Below are 19,826 nucleotides of genomic sequence, written 5' to 3'. Positions count from 1 at the left end.
AGATTCTTGGGCATTCGCTGCCCGCCCCGCCGCCGTCCGCGCTTTAGGCGCCGGACACGAACTTCTCGTTGCCCGCGCCGGGGACGCAGTCGAACAGGATGATCCGGTTGTTGTTGTCCCAGACCGGGCCCGCGCCCGCCACGTTGAGGCAGCGGCCGCTGGCCGGGTTGAGGAACTGGCCGTCGGCGGTCACCCGGAACGTCTCGTTGGCCGCGCCGGGCACGCACTGCCACAGGATGATCGGCGTGCTGTTGTCCCAGGTCGGTCCGGCACCGGAGACGTTGAGGCAGCGGTTGCTCGCGGGGTTGACCAGCTGGCCCGAGGCGGTGAGCTGGAACTGCTCGTTGGCCTGGCCCGCGGCGCAGTCCCACAGCACGATCGCGTTGCCGTTGTCCCAGGGGCCCGCCCCCCAGACGTTGAGGCAGCGGTTGCTGGCCGGGTTGAGCATCGCGCCGGTCGGGCCGGCGGTCTGCTTGTCGGCGGAGGCGAGGGCGAACGTCTCGTTGGCCTGGCCGGCGACGCACTGCCACAGGATCATCGGCGTGCTGTTGGCCCAGGTCGGGCCCGCGCCGGAGACGTTGAGGCAGCGGTCACTGGCCGGGTTGTACAGCTGGCCCGAGGCGGTCAGCTGGAACGTCTCGTTGCCGGCGCCCGGGACGCAGTCCCACAGGATGATCGGGTTGCCGTTCGCCCACGGGCCCGCGCCCGCCACGTTGAGGCACTGGCCGTTGGCCGTGGTGCGCAGCTGGCCCGAGGCGGTCAGCTGGTACGCCTCGTTGCCGGCGCCCGGCACGCAGTCGAACAGGATGATCGGGTTGCCGTTCGTCCACGGGCCCGCGCCGGACACGTTGACGCAGCGCCCGCTGCCCGGGTTGACGAGCTGGTAGGCGCGGTTGACCAGGCCGCCGATCCAGGAGGCGAGGTCGTCGACGCGGGCCTCGGAGGCACCGGTGCGGGTCTCGGCGGGGTCGGTGCCCAGGCAGCCGCCCTGCCAGGCGCGGCTGGTGACGGCGGCGACCGCCGGCTTGCCGTTCTCGGTGCGCAGCGCCGGGGCGCCCGCGTCGCCCTTGCAGACGGTGTCGGCCGCGGTCTTGGCGGCGAGGTCGGCGCCGGCGGCCGAGACCGCGGAGACGGTGAGTGTGGTGCTGTGCGGCGCGTTCGGCACCCAGGCGCTCGTGGTGCGGCCGAAGCCGGCGACGGTCAGGTCCTCACCGGCCGTCGGCGCGGCGGTGGAGACGGCGATCGGGGTGACGTCGTAGACCGGCGCGGCCAGGCGGGCCATCACCAGGTCGCGGTCGGCGCGCGGGGCGAACTCGGTGACCTCGACCGTGTGGCCGCCGACGGCCGCGGTGGTGCGGGTGCGCGGCAGACCGGTCGGGGCGGTGGTGGGGTCGGCCGGGTTGCCGGCGACGCAGGCGGCCGCCGACAGCACCCACTGCGGGGCGACCAGGGTCGCGGTGCAGGCGCGCGAGCCGGGGTGACCGGCCTGGCCGACCGTCAGCGTCCCGACCGCCGGGTAGGTGCCGGCGGGGGCCGTCGCGGCGGGCCCGTCGGTGGCGTTGAGCTCCAGCAGCGTGGTCGAGCCGCTGGTGCCGCCCTCGCCGACCGGCGTCCAGTCGTTCTTGTTGACGGCCACGCTCGTGACCGTGCCCGCCGTGTTCAGCGTGGCCTTGATCGTGTGGTCGTCGCCGCGGATGTTGTAGACCTGCGGGATCTCCAGCGACAGGTACCCGGTGGACCCGGTGATCCTGAAACAGACCTCACTGGGGTTGGCCGCCCGGCTGTACAGCTGCACCAGGCCCGGGCCCGAGGCGCAGTCGGCGAGCACGATGTGCCCGTCGCCCGCCTTGAGGGTGATGTTGTGGTCCGCCAGGACCTTCGCGGCGCCCGGGTAGGAGTAGTCCTCCACCACCGCCGGTGCGACGGCATCCGCAGCCGATGCCGTCACCGCCGGAACCGACCCGGCGATCACCGGTATCGCCACCATCAGGCCCATGGGCCAGGCCAGTCTTCGAATTCCGCGTATGACGCGATTCCCGTGCACAAACTCTCCCGAAAAGGACATGCCCAGGGAGGTGCCAACACCCCCCAGAGCCGGCAAAGAAAAGACCAGCCGGACGGTATCGGTTCACATCCGTGCACGTCAAAGAGTAAATCCGCACCCGGGCGGCACATCTGACACCGCTTTGCACAAAAACTCCAGGATGTGTCCCGGTCTCCGGAAAACACCGCCGGACGCCCGCCGATCATCCCGGTGAACTCCGCGCCCGGCTGCCATCCTGACGGTCATGGACCCCGTCACCGCCGTCCTCGCCCGCACCTGGCCCGTCACCCTGCGCACCCCCCGCCTCGTGCTGCGCCCGGTCGCCCCCGGGGACGCCCCGGTCATGGGCGAGCTGCTGACCGACCCGCAGGTCCGCGCCTTCCTGGGCGGCCCCGCCTGCGCCGAACGGGTCGAAGCCCGGCGGCGCGAATACCCGGCGAAACCGGGCGCGTGGGCGGTCGCGCCCGCGGCCGGCGGCGCGGCGATCGGCCTGGTCACCCTGGCCGCCGACTACCGCCGCGAGGGCCGGGCCGAGGTCTCCTACCAGCTGCTGCCCGCCGCCTGGGGCAGCGGCCTCGGCCGGGAGGCGGTCGCCGCCGCCCTCGCCTGGTGGGCGCGGACGGTGCCGGACGGCACCCCGGTGATCGCCGTCACCCAGCGGGCCAACCACCGCTCCCGCCGCCTCCTGGCGGCGCTGGGCCTGCAACTCGCCGACACCTTCGTGGAGTTCGGCGAACCCCAGTGCCTCTACACGACCTGACCGCGCCCCTCAGGCGCCGGCCGGCGGCCCGGTGCACGGGTGCAGGACGACACCGCCGCGCAGCCCCAGCCCGCCGGGCAGGTCGAAGCTCGCCCGCCGGTCCGCCACGGTGATCCGCTCGACGGCGACGGTGGCCCCGGCCGTGCAGCGCCCGGCGCGCACGGCCGCCAGTTTCCCCGCGCGCACCACGGCGATGAGCCCTTCGAGGTCGAAGACCACCTCGATGTCCACCCGGAGGGTGCCGACCGGCTGGTCGTCGACGAAGACCTTCACCGTGGGGTGGTGGACCGAGCGGACCCGGTGGTCCAGCAGGGCGACGACCTCCTCGCTCCCGGGTACCTCGCAGGTGCGCCGCGCCGCCTCGGTGAGCTTCGTGTAGGTGAGCCAGCCGCCCGCCAGGAGGTCGATCATGTCCAGCCCCAGGAAGCCGTGGACGACACTCTCGGCCTCCTGCCCGGCCGCGTGGGACAGCGGCCTGGTCAGGCCCTCCAGGGCACTGAGCGCTCCCTGCCGGCGGAGGGTGTCGGCGAACGGCTCCACCGCCCCCAGGAACGTCGCCAGCGAGTACGGGTCATCCGTCGCGACGATCGTCATCGTGCAGCTCCTCGAAGCTCGGCGGAAGGCGTCGGCCCGGTTTCGGCTCCAGCCGGACGCTGTGCCCGGCTGCGTCACCCCCGCCGCCGTGCTCGGTCAGCCCGGTCTCGGGGTTCCCCCATGTGCCCGGCGCGGCCGTCACGCGGGCCGTCACGGGGGGCGGCCGCAGGCGGTGGCGCAGCGTGAGAGCCGCCGCGGAGGCGAGGACGGCAGCGCCGAGGACGATCCAGAGCCAGGTCCGGTCGTGCGGACGCGACGACGACGCCGAGGTGGTGACGACGATCGGGATGGTCTGGGCCACCGTGTGCGTGTCCGCGCACTCCGCGGCGATGGAGTGGGGGCCCGGGGAGACGTTCGGCGGGAGGGTGGTGAGCGCGGTGAACCGCCCGGAGCCGTCGGCCTGGATCGGGTGCGAGGTCGGCCCGTTGTCCAGGGCCAGGACGAGGCTGGGGCAGGCGCTCGCCCGGCCCGAGACGCGTACGACCGCGCCCGGTGAGGCGGTCACCGCCCGGACGGGGGACGGTACCGGCGACAGCGACGACGACGGTGTCGGCGTCGGTGCCGGTGCCAGGGCGTGGAAGTGCGCGTCGGCCGTGATCCCCGGGACGGACGCGCAGGACGCCCGCACGGTGTGGTCACCGACAGTGGCGTCCGGCGGCACGGTGATGCGGGTGGCGAGGTGCCCGTCGGCGTCGGGCGTGCCGGAGACGGGCGGCGCGCCGGTGTCCCAGGCCAGGGCGACGGCGTCGCCCGCCGGGCAGGCGAAGCCCGTCCCGGACACGGTCGTGGCGGAGCCCGGCGCGCCCTGGCCCGGATCCGCCGCCAGGGTGGCCGGTGCAACGGTCACCGCGTCGTCCCGCGAGACGTCCCCGCATGTCGCCGTGACCCTGTGTTCGACGTCTGCGGCATCCGAGGGCACCGGGAACGTGCCGGAGGCGCTCCCGTCATTGCCGATCGGGAAGTGCGTGATGTCGGGCCGCTCGTCCCACGCCACTTCGACGGTGGAGCCGGGCGGGCACGTGCCGTACCCGGACACCGTCACCCGAACGGTCCCCAGCCGCGGCGCCCGGGACGGTCTCAGCGTGATGGTCGGCTTCTGCGCGGCCGACGTCGATGGCGACGGCGACGGCGACGGCGATGGCGACGGCGACGGCGAGGGCGAGGGGGAAGGGGAAGGCGACGGTGAAGGCGAGGGCGATATGGCGAGGGACACGGCGGTCAGCAGCACGGCAACGCCGACCGACACCGCCTTCACCGCCGACTCCGTCCTCCGGCCCCCGACGCCTGGCCCCCGGTCATTCTCGCCGCCGCGCCGTTCGTATGCATTCCGCGGCGTGCCGTCACGGCGCGCAGCAGCCCTCCCGCCGCAGCGCCTCGCCGACCGCGAGCCAGTCCACGCCCCCGGGCGCCGCGCCCCCGGGCGCCGCGCCCCCGGACGCCGCGACAGCCGGCCGCCGCGCCCCCTGCCCGCCGCCGTCCACCAGCTCCGAGGGCCGGTACACCACCCCGTCGCGCATCACCCACGCCGTGCGCACCAGGTCCGCGAAGTCGTGCAGCGGATCCCCGTCCACCACCAGCAGGTCCGCCAGCTTGCCCTCCTCCACCGTGCCGAGGTCCTCCGCCACGCCCCACAGTCGCGCCGGCGCGGCCGTCGCCGTGCGCAGCGCCTGGGCCGGCGACAGCCCCGCGTAGCGGTGCAGCGCCCGCAGCCCCAGGTGCACCTGCAGGCCGACCGGGGTGAGCGGCGCGTCGGTGCCCAGCGCCAGCGCCCCGCCGTCGTCCAGGATCCGCCGGTAGACGGCCATCTCCCGCTGCAGGGCGCGCAGTTGGTCCGGCGTGGGCGCGCTCTTCGCCTGCTGGCGCACCACCGCCGCGTCCCACGGCGGCATCAGCGCCGTCACCCGGGGGTCCTCGGCCAGCGACGGGTCCGCGCCCACCAGGCAGAACGCCGAGAACGGCGTGATGATGATCGCGAAGTCCCCGCCCCGGTAGATCTCGTGGACGTCCTGGTAGCTGCGCCCGGTCGGCGAGGACACCCGCCCGTACTCCTGGCGCTGGGTGGCCTGCAGGTGCGTCGTCAGGTCCTGCCCCACCTGCACCCCGGGCGTCAGCAGGTGGCTGCCCGAGGGCACCCCGAGCTCGTGCGCCGCCCGCGCCGCCTCGGCCATCGTCGAAGCCGGCGCCCGCACGTACGTCTTGACGAAGTCGTACTCCAGCGCCGCCGCCCGCTCCATGCTGCGCCGCACCCCCTCGGCGGTGCGGTGGGCGCGGCCCATGCTGTAGGCGACGCGGGTGCCGTCGTGCAGCTCGCCGGTGCTCAGGAACCGCGGCCCGGCCATCTCCCCGGCGTCGACGGACTCGCGCAGGCGCGCCTGCTCGTAGGCGAAGCCGCCCAGCGAGGCGGTGCCGGTCACCCCGTAGGCGAGGTTCAGGCGCAACTGCCGCCCGCCGTAGGTGTTCTGGTACGGGTGGGTGTGGGAGTCCCACAGGCCCGGCAGCACGGTGCAGCCGGTGGCGTCGACCAGCCGCTCCCCGGCGCGGCGCGCGCCCTGGCGGTGCGGCTCGACGGAGGTGACGCGGTTGCCGGTGACGACGATGTCGACGTCCTCGCGCACCTCCTCGCCGGTGCCGTCCCACAGCCGCCCGGCGTGGATGCGGGTGACGTCCGAACGCGCCGGCAGGCTGCGGGCGGTGCGCAACGTGAGCGCGACGGTGCTCGCACCGCCCCCGTCGCGCCCGATCAGCCGCAGCCGCCGGCCCGACAGGTACAGCAGCCGCTGGGAGTCGCCCGACCAGGACGGGTGGTCGGCCGCCTCGTCGGTCAGCCGCCGCGCCTCGCCCGCGGGTGTGCCGTCCGCGCCCACCGGCAGCACCCACAGCGCCGAGTCCACGACCAGCGCCAGGTGCCCGCCGTCCGGCGACCACACCGGGCCGCTGTCGCACCGGTCGGCCACCGAGGTGTCCGGCAGCGGCAGGTAGGCCCTCGCGCTGCCGTCGCGGGTGTCGATCACGCGCACCACGTTGTAGCCCTCGCGGAAGCGGTGGTTGAGCCGGTTGCGGTCGCACAGCGCGACGTAGCGCCCGTCCGGCGACCAACTCGGGCGCCCCGGCAGGCCGTTGCCGCCCAGCGGCGCCGCCGGCCTCGTCTCGGCGCCGGTCGCGAGGTCGACGATCAGCAGGGTGCCGGTGACGTCCTGGCAGGCCAGCCGGGTGCCGTCGGGCGACAGCGCCGGGTTGAACCGCCCGCCGCGCGCCACGACCGTGTCCGCCCCGCCGTCCAGCACCAGCCGGTGCACGGCCCCCAGGCCGTCGCCGCCCGCGCCGCCGTTCGCGGGGCCCTCCTCGGGGCCGTCGTACACGTACACCACGCTGCGCCCGTCGCGGCTCCAGGAGGGCATCTGCACGTAGTGGGCGGGGGAGGCCTGGAAGAGCTTGCGGGGCCGTCCGCCGATCGGCGCCAGCCACAGGGCGTTGAGCGCGCAGAAGACGACGGAGCGGCCGTCGGGGGAGAGTGCGGGCAGGTGGACGCCGCGCACGTCGCGCTCGTCGGTGGAGGCGAAGTCGCGCGCCTTGCGGCGGTAGCGGGGCCGCGGCACCTCCAGGCGGGCGGTGAACGGGATCTCCTTCGCGCCGTCCAGGGCGGGGGAGCGCTCGGTGAGGCGGCCGTCGGAGAAGTGGACGAGCCCGCCCTCGGGCGTCCAGGACGGCGGCAGCGGCGCGACGTCCTCGGTGCCGGAGACCACCGTGCCGTCGACGGCCAGCGACGAGCTCGCGACCTGGTAGGAGGCCGAGACCTCGCCGAACCACACGTACGCCACGCGGCCGTCGCGCGCGACGGCCGGGCAGGCGACGGTGCCGCTGTCCACGGTGCGCTGCACGCTCACCGGGCCGCCGGCGGCGGGGACGGCGGCGATGGTGCGCGCGCCGGCGGCGTCGGCGCGCACGAACAGGATCCGGTCGCCGTCCGGGTGCCAGGCGGGGTCGTAGTCCTCGGCGTCGGCCCGGTCGGTCAGGCGGGCCAGCCGTCCGGTGGCGACCTCCACCGTCCAGATGTCGTACGAGCTGCCGGCCACCGCGTCGCCGCCGCGCTCGGAGGAGAACGCGAGGAAACGGCCGTCGGGGGACCACGAGACGCCGCGGTCGTCCCACGGACCGGAGGTCAGCTGCCGCAGGTCCGACCCGTCGGGGGCCATCGTCCACAGGTGGAAGCCGCCGCCCTGGTAGGCGCAGAACGCGAGCGCCGAGCCGTCGGGCGACCACGCCGGGCGGGTCGGCTCCAGCCCGGGGGCGGTGAGCGCGCTCGCCTCGCCGCCGCCGCGCGCCAGCGCCCACAGGACGCCCTGGACCTCGATGACCAGGCGCTGCCCGTCGGGGGAGAGGGCGGCGCAGGCGTTGGTGCCCGCGGTGAACGCCAGCGTCCGCGACCGGCGGCCCTCCTCGGCGTCCCCCGCCGCGACGGCGGGCGGTGCGAGGGGCCCGAGCGCGGCCCCGGCGCCCGCGAGCGCGGCCGCCCCGATGAACCCCCGTCGACTGACGTTCGACACGTTCTCTCCCTCGTCGCACCCGAACGGACACTCCCCGCACCGGCCCCGGCTGCTCACACCCCACCCGGGCCGGAGCCCCGACGTTACCCGCCCGACTGTCGACGTACCGTCAAAACCCGCTGCACCACGCACATTTCACCACCCGGCACGACCGTCGCGGGCGGACCGGTCAGTCGATCTCGACGTGGTAGACCGTGCAGTCCGGCAGGTCCCCGCCGTCGTCCTGGCCGAAGCGGTGGGAGCCGGTCTGGCCGTGGCACTCGTAGTCGAACAGGCCCGAGTTGTGCCCCGACTGCCAGTGCCGCACCCCGTACGCCTTCGCGTACGACTCGCCGGAGTTCGCCCAGCACGTCCACTTGCCGCCCCCGTCGCGGGCGGCGAAGAACTGGGCCGGGCCGTCGCACGGCCAGGCGTCCGTCCGCACGGAGGACGGCTGGGCGGCGGCCGGCGCCGCCAGGGCGACCAGCGGGGCCGCGCCCGCGACGGCCAGGGCGACGACGGCGTGCAGGAACCTGCGCATGAGTGGTTCTCCCTCGCGTTCCAGGTGCTGGTGAGCGGCCCCCGTCGGGCCGCTCACCAGCACCCTAGGAACCGGCGGGCCCCACCGGTCCCTGACACCTGTCAGGAGCACGGCCATGATTGACTGGCCGTCAACAGCAGGGCCGGACAAGGGGCGGACAATGACCGACGACCAGCGCGTGTACATCGTGACCGGCGGCGGGACCGGCATCGGCGCCGCCACCACCCGCCTGCTGCGCGCCGCCGGCCACCACGTGGTCGTCTCCGGCCGCCGCCCCGAACCGCTGCACCGCATCGCCGAGGAGACCGGCGCCCTCGCCCACCCCGCCGACACCGGCGACCCGGCCGCCGCCGACACCCTCGTGGACGCCGCCCTGGCCGCCCACGGCCGCCTCGACGGACTCGTGCTCAACGCCGGCACCGGCGTCGGCGGCGCCGTCGGCGACCTCACCCCGGAGAGCTGGGAGGCCGTGATGCGCACCAACGTCACCGGCCCCTTCCTGCTCCAGCGCGCCGCCCTGCCGCACCTGCTGGAGACCCGCGGCGCCGTCGTCGCGGTCGCCTCCGTCTCCGCGCTGCGCAACGGCCGCGGCGACGCCGCCTACGCCACCTCCAAGGCCGCCCTCCTCCAGCTGTGCCGCTCCCTGGCCGTCGACTACGGCGGCCGCGGCCTGCGCGCCAACATCGTCTGCCCCAGCTGGATCCGCACCGACATGGCCGACCGCCGGATGACCCGCTTCGCCGCCGAGAGCGGCCTCGACACCCTCGACGAGGCCTACCACGCCGCCACCCGCCTGCTGCCCGCCGCCCGCCCCGGCACCCCGCAGGAGGCCGCCGAAGCCATCACCTGGCTCCTGTCGCCCGCCGCCTCCTTCGTCAACGGCGCCGTCCTCACCGTCGACGGCGGCGGCACGGCCGTCGACCCCGGCACCCTCGCCTTCGACTTCCACATCGAACCCCGCGCGCCGCGCCCCTGACCGGCAGCCGGACGGGGAGGGGCGCGGCCGCACCGGCGCCCCGGCCGGACGGGGCGCCGGGCCGGGCGGTCACGGCGCGGGGGCCGGGCCGTCGCCGTGGAGGATCATGCGGTGGACGCGGCGGAGGTCCTGGCCGGGGTGGACGGCCAGGTCGTCGCGCAGGCGGCGGCGGGTGCGGTCGAAGACGGCGAGGGCGTCGGCCTGGCGGCCGCCCAGGTAGAGGGCGTGCATCAGCATCGCGGCGACCGGCTCGTTGAGGGGCTGGGCCTCGGCGAGGGCGGACAGTTCGGCGACGGCCTCGCGGTGGCGGCCCAGCCGCAGCTGCCAGCCGAGTTTGCGCTGGGCCAGGGCGGTGCGGTGCTCGGTGAGCCGCAGGCGTTCTTGTTCGGCGAGCGGGCCGGGCTGGCCGGCCAGGGGCTCGCCGCGGAACAGGTCCAGGGCCAGGGCGCACAGGCGGACGGCCTCGGGCAGGTCGCCCGCGCGTTCGGCGGTGCCGGCCGCGGCCCGGAGGTCCTCCATGCGGGCGACGTCCACGGCCACCGTGCCGGGCACCAGCCGGTAGCCGTCGCGGTCGCTGGCGATCACCGCGTGCGGTCCCCCGCCCGTGCGCAGGGCCTTGCGCAGGCGGTAGACGTAGACGGGCACGACCTTGGTGCCGGGCGGCTCCTCGCCCCAGACGCCGTCGACGAGTTCACGCTGGCTGACGGCACGGCCCGGGCGCAGCGCGAGCGCGGTCAGGACGGCCTGCTGGCGCAGGTGCCCGAGGTCGAGGGGGCGGCCGTCGTGCCAGGCCCGCAGCGGTCCGAGCAGCGAGATCCGCAGCGGCGGTCCGGGGGTGCGGCGGGTGCCGTCCGCGGGCGTGGGCCCGGTGGTGCGGCGGCGCGGGCCGTGGCCGGGGGAGACCAGGCCGGAGTCGAAGGCGTGGACGACGGCGGCGGTGCGGTCGGGCAGGCCGAGCCGGGCGAGGAGGCGGGCGAGGAGCCCGGCCACGGCGCGCGGCGGGATGGCGAGGGCGGCGGCGATCTCGTCGTCCTTCAGGCCGCAGCCGACGGCGTAGAGCAGGTCGCGTTCGCGCGGCCCGAGCGCGGCGTCGGCCGGGCGGGCGGTGATCGTGGTGGTGCTGGGTGGCGGCGTGGTGATCGGCATCGTGGCCCCCGGACACTGGATGGCTCTCTGCGGTGGACGCCGTCGATGCTGGTCCGGCCGCCGGGCCGGGGACAGGCCAAGCCACCGGCCATATCCGGCCGGTGACGGGTGGCCGGTCCCCCGTCCCCCGTCACCGGCCGCCCGCCGCGCCCGCCGTCCCCCGCTCACGGGGCGCCGAACACCACCACCGAGTTCTGGCCGCCGAAGCCGAAGTTCTGCTTCACGGCGACGTTGATCGGGGCGGACCGGCCGGTGAGCGGCGTGTAGTCGAGGTCGCAGTCGGGGTCGGGGTGCTCCAGGTTCGCCGTCGGCGGCACGTACTTGTCGCGGATGGCGAGCAGCACGCCGACGCTCTCCAGGACCCCGCACGCGCCGCAGGCGTGCCCGATGACGGACTTGGGCGCGGTGATCGCCAGGTTCCGGGCGTGCGGGCCGAAGGCGCGCTTGAGGGCGGCGGTCTCGGCCCGGTCGTTGAGCGGGGTCGACGTGCCGTGCGCGCTGACGAGGTCCACGGCGTCGGCCCCGACCCCGGCGTCGGCCAGGGCGAGGGTGATCGCCCGGGCCGCGATCGCGCCGTCCGGCCGGGGGGCCAGGGCGTGGTGGGCGTCGCAGGTGGTGGCGGCGCCGAGCACCTCCCCGTGAACGGTGGCGCCGCGGCGCAGCGCCGAGCGCTCCGACTCCAGGACGAGGACCGCGGCGCCTTCGGCGGGCACCATGCCGTCCCGGTCGCGGTCGAAGGGGCGGGAGGCGGCGGCGGCCTCGGCCGCGGGCCGCCGGGAGAGGGCGTCCAGGAGGGAGAAGGAGGCCAGGCACGGCAGGTCGAGCCAGCTCTCCACGCCGCCGACCAGGACGACGTCGGCGGTGCCGTCGCGCACCGCGCGCAGGCCGGCGCCGATCGCGTCGGTGGAGGACGCGCAGGCGGTGGAGATGGTGAGCACCGGTCCGGTGATGTCCAGCTCCTGGGCGACGAGCCCGGCGGCCTGGTTGGGCAGCAGGCGCAGCAGGCCGAGCCGGTCCATGCGCGACCAGCCCTCCCTGCGCAGGACCGTCACCTGCCGGGCGGCCTCGTCGAGCCCGCCGCCGCCGGTGCCGACGTACAGGGCGCCGGGGGCCGTGCGCAGGCGCGCGTCCGCCCGGGCCTTGACGGCGGCGGCGAACAGCAGTTGCTGGAAGCGGGAGGTGCGACGCACCTGCGGGGCGCTCAGGTAGTCCCGGGGGTCGAAGCCGGTGACGACGCCGCCGACCCGGCAGGGCAGCGGTTGTTCGAGGTCCAGCGCCGAGACCGCGGACTTCCCGGCGGCCAGGGCGGCCCACAGCTCCTCGGGGGTGGGGCCCGCGCACGACTCGACGCCGATCCCGGTGACCAGGACGCGGTGGCGCACCGCCCGGGGCGTCACAGCGTCTCCGGCAGCGCGCCGCCCGCCGCGCCGCTTACCGCGCCGGCCCGGGCACCGCCCACCGCGCCGCCCAGCGCGTCGACCACGTCGCCGACGGTCTGCAGGTCGCCGATCCGGATACCGGTGTCCGCGAGCTCGACACCGAATTCCCGCTCCAGGACGACGAGCAGTTCCAGAGCTTCCATGGAATCGAGGCCGAGCACCGGACGGCCGGGTTCACCGGCGTAGAACAAGGCCGATTCCCGGGTGATGGAACCCGGGTTTTCGCCCAGGTCCGGGCGGATCTCGGAAATCGCCCGGACGACCACGGGCAGCACCTCGGTCATGATGAATTCCCTTCGTGATTCCGCTGGGTTCGTGGGGTGTTTTCAGGGACGGGGTGTTTCAGGGACGGATCGCGGAGAAATACACGCAGCGCCGCGTGATCGTGAAAGGCGTGCGCTCGTACTGCTGCTCCAGCGCCTCGGCGAGCAGGCCGGCGGCGGTGTCCCGCTCGATCCCGGGCAGTGCGGCGGCGGCGAACATCGGGGTCGAGCACAGGGCGGTGAGGAAGTCCCGGCCGAGGGTGAACTCGCGCTCGGTGCGCTCCACGCCGGTGAAGCCGGCCGCGGCGAGGGCGGCCTGGTAGTCCCCGGCGGTGCGCCGCAGCCCCGGCGGGCGGCCGGTGACGGCGGCGGTGCGGGCCGGTGTCAGGCCGCGGGCCCGGGCGGCGCGGCGGGCCGCGCCGACCAGCTCGGCGTACAGCGGAAGGTCGGCGGCGCTCTCCGCGCCCGCGTAGAAGGCCGAGTTGAACACGAGGCGCCCGCCGGCGGCCAGCACCCGCCCGATCGCGGTGAGCGCCTCGCCGAGGTCCGGGACGAGGTGGATGCAGTTGGCGAGCACGGCGGTGTCGAAGCCGCCGGCCGGGAACAGCCCGGCGACGGCGGCCGCGTCGCCCTCGACGAAGCGGGCCCGATGGCCCAGGCGGGTGCGCGCCGCGTCGAGCAGGGCCGGGTCGGGGTCGACGCCGGTCAGGGCGACGGCCGGGTCGCGCAGCAGCAGTTGCTCGCTCACCGCGCCGTCCCCGCAGCCGATGTCCAGGACGGCCTGCCCGGCGCCGACCGGGACGAGGTCGAGCAGCGCGCGGTTCAGCCCGGCGTACGCCGGGTCGCGGCGCAGGGCGGCGTAGTCGGTGGAAGGCCCGCTGTCCGTTCGTGTGCTCATCAATTGACTCCCCGTGAATTCGGCGTCCCTCGCGACGTGCTTCCCGCGTTCTTTCCGGAATTGTTTCCGGCACGTTTCCGGTGCGCTCCCGGCGTGCCGTGAAGCCCGGTGAACGGCGCCGACGCTAGCAATGGCCGCGGCCGTCGACAAGCGATTCCCGGCCGCCCGGCCGTCCCCGGGCCGCCCGGCCAGCGGAAATGTTTTCGTTTCATCCCCGCTTCATCGCCGCCGGATAGCTTCGGCGGCCCGCACGGAAAAGATCCCCGCATCCGGGCCCCGGAAGTCCGGGGGCTCTGCATTCGAGGCGCCGTCAGCACCGCGGGCGTCACAAGGAGAGCGTCAGTGGAATTCACAGAACTGGGCGACCGCACGACGCCCGCCGGCCGGCTGGTGTTCTGGACGCCGGCCGCCCCCGCCTCGGCCTGGGCCGACGACCCGCGGGCGCCCGCACTCGTCCACGAGCACCACGTCCGCGCGGCCGCCGCCCGCGGCGCGCGGCAGGTGGACCCGGCGTGGATCGGCGTGTCCTTCCGCGTCGGCCCCACCGGCCGCGAGCGCCTGGCCCACGCCCTCGCCGCCTGGCTGCGCGCCCACGAGCACCTGCGCAGCCACCTGCTGCCCACCCCCGGCGGCTGCGCGCGCCGCACGCTGCCCGCGGGCGCGGTCGGGCTGCGCCGCGAGGAGATCGGGGTGTTCGCCGACGGTGCGTCGGTGCGCCGGCAGATCGAGGCGTTCTTCGACCGCGTCGGCCCGCTGGCCTGGCCGCAGGTGCTCTTCGCGACGGTCGAGGACGTGGCAGCCGGGGACGTGACGGCCGGGGACGTGACAGCCGGGGACATGGCGGCCGGGGACGTGACGGCCCCGGGCGGGGTGACGGTGTTCGCGGGCGCCGACCACGGCGTCGCGGACGGCTTGACGCTCGCCATGGTCCCCGGTCAGATCCGCGACCTGCTGGCCGGCGGCGCCGGGCACCCGGCGGGCCCGACCTTCCTCGACTTCGGCGCCGCGGAGCCGGCCCTGGCCGAGCGGCTGCCCATGCGTCCCGAACACGTCGACCGCTGGCGGGCGTTGCTGCGCGGCGACGCCGGAGCGGCCCCCGCCTTCCCGCTGCCGCTGGGCGCCGGCGACGCCCCGCACGCGCAGCGCAGCACCGGGCGCTGGCTGCTCGACGCGCCGACGGCCGCCCGCTTCGCCGCCGCCTGCCGCGCGGGCGGCGGCACCACGTCCGCGGGGCTGCTGTCCTGCCTCGCCCTCGCCGCGGCGAGGGTCGCGGGCACCCGGCAGCTGTCCGCGGTGGCGCTCGCCAACACCCGCCCCGACCCGTGGCGGGCGGCGCCGGGCTGGTTCGTGGGCCTGCAGCCGGTCCGCATCCCCACCGCCCCGGGGGCGACCTTCGCGGACACGCTCGGGCACGCCGCCGCCGAACTGCGCCGCCACCGCCCGGGCCCGGGCAGCTCGCTCGCGCACGTGCGCCGGATGCTGGGCCGGGACGTCCGCCTCCGGTTCGTCGTCTCGTACCTCGACGTGCGCCGGGTCGACGGCACCCCGCCCGAGCAGGAGGACCGGATGCTGCGCAGCCGCGTCCACAGCCCCGGAGAGGTGCACGTATGGCTGACCAGGAGCGAGCGGGGCGTGCACCTGACGACGCGCTTTCCCGACACGGCCGTGGCGCGCACGAACGTCGCCCGCTTCGAGCGGGCCGTCGCACGGATCGCCGCCCGGACGGCCCTCGCCTCCCCCACCGCGACCGCCCCTGCCGCCGTCCCCGTCCTCGTCCCCGCTCCCGCCCACTGCCCGGAGGAGATGCTGCCGTGCGGATGACCCAGATCCTCGACTGGCGGCCCGCGCCCGGGGAGGTGGTCGAGTTCCTCCCGGTCGCCGACCGCGCCCCCGAGCCGCACGACGTACCGCCCTCCGGCTTCCAGCGCGCCCACCTCGGGATGGCCGCCGCCCGCCGCGCCACCGGGCAGCGGCAGTCGCCCTGGGTGGCCCTGGCCTTCGACCTGCCCGGCCGGGCCGACCCCGAGGCGCTCGCCGGCGCCTGGCAGGAAATCGTGCGCCGGCACGAGGCCTACCGCGCCTGGTACGAGCCGCGCGGCGACGGCCTGGCGGGCTTCCGCCTGCCGCCGCAGGCCCTCACCGTGCGCCCGGTGCGCGTCGGCGCCTTCGCCACCGCCGCGGACCTGCGCGACCACCTGCACCGCAGGATCGACGAGCACACCGCGCCCGGCCGCCCCGGCCCGGGCCTGCTCGCCGGCGTCGTCCTGCGGGGGACCAGGTCCACCGTCTACGCCGCGATCGACCACGCCTACACCGACGGCCACTCCATGGCCCTGCTCTTCGACGAGCTGCGCACCCACTACGCCGCCCGCGCCACCGCGGCCACCACCGGACCCACCCCGGCGGCCGCGGCCACCACCGGACCCACCCCGGCCACCATGCCGGCCGGCCCGGACGAGGCCGTCGGCTACCTGGAGTACAACCGCCGCGAGCACGAACGCTCCCTCGCCCTGACCCCCGACGCCCCCGAACTCGCCCTCTGGTCCGCCTTCCTGGCCGCCGGCGACGACGGATCCGCCACCGCCTCCGGCGGCTTCCGGGCCCTGTCCGGCGTCCCCGTCGACCTGGGCACCGACGGCCACGCGCTCGTGCCCGGCGTCCGCCTGCACTACCCGGTGCTCACCGGCGCCCAGGCCGAGGCGTTCCGGGCCTTCTGCGCCCGCCACGGCGGCGGGTTCGCCGCCGGCGCCTTCGCCGCGCTCGCGCTCGCGCAGCGGGAGTTCACCGGCAACGAGGTCTACCGCGTGCTGACGGCCGTGTCGACCAGGGCCTACCCGCGGCTGCTGCCCGTGCACGGCTGGCTGGTGAACTTCGGCCCGCTGCTCTTCCGGCTGCCCGCCGCGCCGGACCTCGCCGCGGCGGTCCCCGCCGCCCAGCAGGGCTTCCAGCGCGCCCGCGCCGCCGGCGACGTGCCGCTGCACCGGGCGCTGGACCTGCTCCCCGGTACGGCGCTGCCCGTCATCCCGCCGATGGTCTCCTACCTGGACGGCCGCGCCGCGCCCGGCTCCCGCGACTTCCTGCGCACCGACGCCACACTGCTGACCGGCCCGGACGGCGCGGCGGGCGTCTCGATGTGGTTCAACTGGTTCCGCGACCGGGCCGACCTCGTGGTCACCGTGCCGGACACCCCGCAGGCCGTCCAGGGCGTGCCGAAGTACCTCGACCGCGTCCGGGAGATCATCCTCACCGCCGCCACCCGCCCGGCCCCCTGACACGCCCGGCGGGTCGGCCCGGGCATCCCGTGCCGGCCCGCCCCACTTCGTCACGCACGGTGGCGACGGAAGCCCCCTCCTGGGGCGACCGTCGCCACCGCGACCACGGACCGTCATTCCTCTCACCGTTTCGAGTGATTCCGGGCCTGCGCTGTATCCACGGGTGATTAAGATCCACTTTCCGTGACCGAAAGTCAGAACACCCGCACGGCCCGGGAGAAGGCCGACGTCGTCGTCCTCGGCGCCGGACCCGCCGGGCTCACCCTCGCCAACCTCCTCCACGCCCGCGGCATCGACTGCGTCGTCCTGGAACGCGCCGACCGCGCCCACGTCGAGACCCGCGCCCGCGCCGGCTTCCTCGCCGCCAACACCGTGCGCACCCTCGACCGCCACGGCCTCGCCGACGGCCTGCACCGGCGCGGACAGCCCCACGGCACCTGCGAGTTCCGCACCGACGGCGGCAGCTTCCGCCTCGACTACGCCGGCCTCGGCCGCCGCGAGGCCCACACCGTCTACCCCCAGCAGGACCTGGTCACCGACCTGCTCGCGCACTACCTGGCCGCCGGCGGACGCATCCGCTTCACCACCGAGGCCCTCACCGTCCACGACGCCCACGGCCCCCGCCCCACCGTCGCCGCCCGCGACACCGGCGCCGGCACCGACGGTGAGACCGTCCACTGGCAGGCCCGCTACGTCGCCGGCTGCGACGGCCGCCACGGCGCCGCCCGCCGCTCACTGCCCCCCGGCACCCCCCGCCACCACCGCGACCACGGCATCTCCTGGCTCGGCCTGCTCGCCCAGGCCCCGCCCAGCCTCGACGCCGTCGGCTACGCCGTCCACCGCCGCGGCTTCGCCGGCCACATGGCCCGCACCCCCGACGTCACCCGCTACTACCTCCAGTGCGAACGCGGCACCGACCCCCACGCCTGGTCCGACGAACGCGTCTGGGACGAACTCGACACCCGCATGCGCAGCGCCGACCACCACCCCCTGCACCGCGGCCCGATCATCCAGCGCACCGTCATCGACCTCGAATCCGACGTCATCCAACCGCTGCGCCACGGCTCGCTCCTGCTGGCCGGCGACGCCGCCAGCCTGCCAGCCCCCGCCGCCGCCAAGGGCGCCAACCTCGCCGTCCTGGAAGCCGAACTCCTCGCCGACGCCCTCACCGACACCCTCGCCCACGGCGACACCGGCGCCCTCGACCGCTACTCGCGGACCAGCCTGACCCACATATGGCGCGCCCAGGAGTTCTCGCACTGGATGATCCAGCTCCTGCACGCCCCGCCCGGACCGGACGGCGAATCGTTCTTCCACGAATCTATGCGGCGCTCACGCCTCGACTCGCTGCGCACCTCCCGGGCCTTCCAGGACTGGTTCGCCGAGAGCTACGTCGGCATCTGAGCCCACCACGGCCGCACCACGGCCGCACCACCCGCACGACCACGTCCGCACGACCACGCCCGCACCCGCACGACCACGTCCGCACGACCACACCCTCACGAGCACCGAACCAAGGACGCCCACTCGATGACGACGACGCCCCCGGACGATGCGACCCGCCTGCACGCGACCGCCGACTTCGTCCGCCAGCAGGACACCGCCGACCTCCTCCCGCTCCTGCTGCCCGGCCTCGACGGCCCGGAACTGCGCGCACTGGCCGACCACTGCCACTTCGCCCACGCCGCCCTGCTCCTCCTGCCGCCCGACGAGGCCACGCTGCGCGCCCAGCTCGCCGCCTGCGCCCTGGACCCCGACACCCCGCAGCACCCCAGCGTCGTCGTCCGCGACCGCCTCGCCCACCGCCACGGCCTCGACCCCGCCGCCCTCGACGTGCGCATCCTGCGCCCGCCCGTCACCGGCCCCGGCGAGGAGCCCCGCCTCGTCGAGGTCTTCGCCCTCACCGTGCCGCCCGGCTCCGCCCTCGCCGAACTCGCCGCCCACGAACGCGCCCACGAGCACGAGACCCACCTCGCCTTCGAGGTCACCCGCCCCGACCCGCTCGTCCTGCGCGGCCTGTGCGACCTCCTCGCCCGCCACGGCGCGGCCCCCGACGGCGGCGGCTACAACCCCCACGAGGACGGCACCGTCCTCTACTTCACCGCCCCCGCCGACGCCAAGACCGGCTACCGGCGCATCGAGCTCTACGTCCCCGGCGACCACCGCCCCGCCCTCGCCGCCCACCTCCACGACTCCCGCGCCCACCAGCCCGCCGAAACGCTCCTGCGCCTGATGACCGGCGCGTGGACGACCCAGGCCCTCGCCGTCAGCGCCGAACTGAAACTCCCCGACGCCCTCGACACCACCGCCGCCACCGCCACCGCCACCCTCGCCCGCCGGATCGGCGCCCACCCGCAGAGCCTCACCACCCTCCTGCGCTACCTCGCCATGCTCGGCGCCGTCACCGAGACCCCCGACGGCTTCCGCCTCACCGAACTCGGCGCCCTGCTGCGCACCGACACCCCGGGCTCGATGCGCCCGCTGGCCCTGATGTACGGCGGGCCGTTCTACGAGTCCTTCGGCCGCCTCGCCCACACGGTGCGCACCGGGCAGACCGCCTTCGACCACCTCTTCGGCGAGAACCACTTCGACCACTTCGCCCGCGACCCCGAACTCGCCGAGCTCTTCGACCGCTCCATGGCGGCCAGTTCGCGCATGTTCGAGCCGGTCCCGGCCCACCCCGCCCTCGCGGCCGCCGCCCAGGCGCCCGCCCCCGCGACCGTCGTCGACGTCGCCGGCGGCAACGGCGAACTCCTCGGCCGCATCCTGGCCGCCCACCCCCGCCTGCACGGCGTCCTGCTGGAACGCCCGCACGCCGTCGAGGCCGCCCGCGGCCTGCTCGACGCGGCCGGCACCGGCGGGCGCGTCGACTACCGGGCGGGCGACTTCGCCGACGTCCCGGCCGGCGGGGACGTCTACGTCCTGTCCCGCGTGCTGCACGACTGGGACGACGAGCGCTGCCGCGAGATCCTGCGCCACTGCGCCCGCGCGATGCCCGCCCACGCCGACCTGCTGATCATCGAACGCGTCCTGCCCGCCGACGGATCACCGTCCCTGGCGACCGCCTGGGACCTCCACATGATGTGCAACGTCGGCGGCCGCGAACGCCGCGCCGACCACTACGCCCACCTCCTGGCCGACGCCGGCCTCCACCTCGTCGGCCAGAGCCCCCTGCCGCTGGGCGCCACCGTCCTGCACGCCAGCAAGGCCGTGATCCCCGCCCCCGCCCACGGGTCCGCCCCCGACCCGGTCGCCACCACCGGCCGCTGACGACGAACGCCGGCGGCGTCCTCCCACGGGCGGACGCAGCCCGCGCGCGCGTGACCCGGCGTCACCGCAGGCCGGCGAACACGGCGTACTAGGGCATCGG

At 75.9% G+C, this 19,826-nt stretch carries 15 protein-coding genes; 6 read left to right on the top strand and 9 right to left on the bottom strand.

All coding sequences use genetic code 11. The features are described from left to right. Positions 1-43: 43 nt before the first annotated feature. Positions 44-1,996, bottom strand: coding sequence for a ricin-type beta-trefoil lectin domain protein (locus ACFXDE_RS31970; protein WP_380498089.1), 1,953 nt, complete (start codon positions 1,994-1,996; stop codon positions 44-46). A gap of 292 nt (positions 1,997-2,288) precedes the next feature. Between ACFXDE_RS31970 and ACFXDE_RS31965 the strand changes: the two genes are divergently transcribed. Then, positions 2,289-2,804, top strand: a complete 516-nt coding sequence (locus ACFXDE_RS31965) for a GNAT family N-acetyltransferase (protein WP_380498088.1) — start codon at positions 2,289-2,291, stop codon at positions 2,802-2,804. 9 nt (positions 2,805-2,813) lie between these two features. Here the strand turns inward: ACFXDE_RS31965 and ACFXDE_RS31960 are convergent, their stop codons facing one another. From ACFXDE_RS31960 to ACFXDE_RS31945, 4 genes are all read right to left on the bottom strand, one after another. Continuing rightward, entirely contained in the window at positions 2,814-3,398 is a 585-nt protein-coding gene (locus ACFXDE_RS31960) for a hypothetical protein (RefSeq protein WP_380448006.1), read from the bottom strand. Beyond that, positions 3,376-4,245 carry a hypothetical protein gene (locus ACFXDE_RS31955; protein WP_380498087.1) on the bottom strand — a complete coding sequence of 290 codons (870 nt, stop codon included), beginning with the start codon at positions 4,243-4,245 and terminating at the stop codon, positions 3,376-3,378. Before ACFXDE_RS31955 ends, ACFXDE_RS31960 begins: the two co-directional genes overlap by 23 nt. Before the next feature lie 493 nt (positions 4,246-4,738). Next, a complete protein-coding gene (locus tag ACFXDE_RS31950; RefSeq protein ID WP_380498086.1) occupies positions 4,739-7,942 on the bottom strand; it encodes an amidohydrolase family protein in 3,204 nt (1,067 codons plus the stop codon). Between the two features lie 169 nt (positions 7,943-8,111). Beyond that, the gene (locus ACFXDE_RS31945; RefSeq protein WP_380498085.1) at positions 8,112-8,462 is read right to left on the bottom strand and encodes a hypothetical protein; all 351 of its coding nucleotides are present in this window, start codon (positions 8,460-8,462) and stop codon (positions 8,112-8,114) included. Positions 8,463-8,622: 160 nt separating this feature from the next. Between ACFXDE_RS31945 and ACFXDE_RS31940 the strand changes: the two genes are divergently transcribed. Further along, on the top strand, positions 8,623-9,438 hold the full coding sequence (locus ACFXDE_RS31940) for an SDR family NAD(P)-dependent oxidoreductase (RefSeq protein ID WP_380498084.1): 816 nt from the start codon (positions 8,623-8,625) through the stop codon (positions 9,436-9,438). A gap of 69 nt (positions 9,439-9,507) precedes the next feature. Here the strand turns inward: ACFXDE_RS31940 and ACFXDE_RS31935 are convergent, their stop codons facing one another. The 4 genes from ACFXDE_RS31935 to ACFXDE_RS31920 form a co-directional block, all read right to left on the bottom strand. Then, positions 9,508-10,584, bottom strand: a complete 1,077-nt coding sequence (locus ACFXDE_RS31935; protein ID WP_380498083.1) for a BTAD domain-containing putative transcriptional regulator — start codon at positions 10,582-10,584, stop codon at positions 9,508-9,510. A gap of 164 nt (positions 10,585-10,748) precedes the next feature. Further along, a complete protein-coding gene (locus tag ACFXDE_RS31930) occupies positions 10,749-11,981 on the bottom strand; it encodes a beta-ketoacyl-[acyl-carrier-protein] synthase family protein (RefSeq protein WP_380498082.1) in 1,233 nt (410 codons plus the stop codon). Beyond that, a complete protein-coding gene (locus tag ACFXDE_RS31925) occupies positions 11,978-12,307 on the bottom strand; it encodes an acyl carrier protein (protein WP_380448496.1) in 330 nt (109 codons plus the stop codon). The genes ACFXDE_RS31930 and ACFXDE_RS31925 overlap by 4 nt, the downstream gene beginning before the upstream one ends. 58 nt (positions 12,308-12,365) lie before the next feature. Then, positions 12,366-13,184 (bottom strand): class I SAM-dependent methyltransferase, encoded by an 819-nt coding sequence (locus ACFXDE_RS31920; protein ID WP_380448498.1) that lies wholly within the window; start codon positions 13,182-13,184, stop codon positions 12,366-12,368. A 342-nt stretch (positions 13,185-13,526) separates the two neighbouring features. Here ACFXDE_RS31920 and ACFXDE_RS31915 point away from each other — a divergent pair, with 342 nt between their 5' ends. The 4 genes from ACFXDE_RS31915 to ACFXDE_RS31900 all read left to right on the top strand — a co-directional run bounded on the left by ACFXDE_RS31915 (position 13,527) and on the right by ACFXDE_RS31900 (position 19,726). Beyond that, positions 13,527-15,005, top strand: a complete 1,479-nt coding sequence (locus ACFXDE_RS31915; RefSeq protein WP_380498081.1) for a hypothetical protein — start codon at positions 13,527-13,529, stop codon at positions 15,003-15,005. Then, the gene (locus ACFXDE_RS31910; RefSeq protein ID WP_380498080.1) at positions 14,996-16,456 is read left to right on the top strand and encodes a hypothetical protein; all 1,461 of its coding nucleotides are present in this window, start codon (positions 14,996-14,998) and stop codon (positions 16,454-16,456) included. Before ACFXDE_RS31915 ends, ACFXDE_RS31910 begins: the two co-directional genes overlap by 10 nt. A 183-nt stretch (positions 16,457-16,639) precedes the next feature. Continuing rightward, the gene (locus ACFXDE_RS31905; RefSeq protein WP_380498079.1) at positions 16,640-17,860 is read left to right on the top strand and encodes a 4-hydroxybenzoate 3-monooxygenase; all 1,221 of its coding nucleotides are present in this window, start codon (positions 16,640-16,642) and stop codon (positions 17,858-17,860) included. A gap of 126 nt (positions 17,861-17,986) precedes the next feature. Further along, positions 17,987-19,726, top strand: coding sequence for a methyltransferase (locus ACFXDE_RS31900; RefSeq protein WP_380498078.1), 1,740 nt, complete (start codon positions 17,987-17,989; stop codon positions 19,724-19,726). The last annotated feature ends 100 nt before the right edge of the window (positions 19,727-19,826 follow it).

It is taken from the genome of Kitasatospora sp. NPDC059408 (genome assembly GCF_042751525.1).
Taxonomy (GTDB): Bacteria; Actinomycetota; Actinomycetes; order Streptomycetales; family Streptomycetaceae; genus Kitasatospora.
The sequence above is the reverse complement of the archived record's forward strand: the minus strand, read 5'-3'. Positions and strand labels throughout refer to the sequence as shown.

What these genes read in the sequence shown, in the direction of transcription:
- ACFXDE_RS31940 (WP_380498084.1), top strand. Translation starts at nt 8,623, where the DNA reads ATGACCGACGACCAGCGCGTGTACATCGTGACCGGCGGCGGGACCGGC.
- ACFXDE_RS31960 (WP_380448006.1), bottom strand. Translation starts at nt 3,398, where the DNA reads ATGACGATCGTCGCGACGGATGACCCGTACTCGCTGGCGACGTTCCTG.
- ACFXDE_RS31965 (WP_380498088.1), top strand. Translation starts at nt 2,289, where the DNA reads ATGGACCCCGTCACCGCCGTCCTCGCCCGCACCTGGCCCGTCACCCTG.
- ACFXDE_RS31935 (WP_380498083.1), bottom strand. Translation starts at nt 10,584, where the DNA reads ATGCCGATCACCACGCCGCCACCCAGCACCACCACGATCACCGCCCGC.
- ACFXDE_RS31920 (WP_380448498.1), bottom strand. Translation starts at nt 13,184, where the DNA reads ATGAGCACACGAACGGACAGCGGGCCTTCCACCGACTACGCCGCCCTG.
- ACFXDE_RS31970 (WP_380498089.1), bottom strand. Translation starts at nt 1,996, where the DNA reads ATGGGCCTGATGGTGGCGATACCGGTGATCGCCGGGTCGGTTCCGGCG.
- ACFXDE_RS31945 (WP_380498085.1), bottom strand. Translation starts at nt 8,462, where the DNA reads ATGCGCAGGTTCCTGCACGCCGTCGTCGCCCTGGCCGTCGCGGGCGCG.
- ACFXDE_RS31925 (WP_380448496.1), bottom strand. Translation starts at nt 12,307, where the DNA reads ATGACCGAGGTGCTGCCCGTGGTCGTCCGGGCGATTTCCGAGATCCGC.
- ACFXDE_RS31900 (WP_380498078.1), top strand. Translation starts at nt 17,987, where the DNA reads ATGACGACGACGCCCCCGGACGATGCGACCCGCCTGCACGCGACCGCC.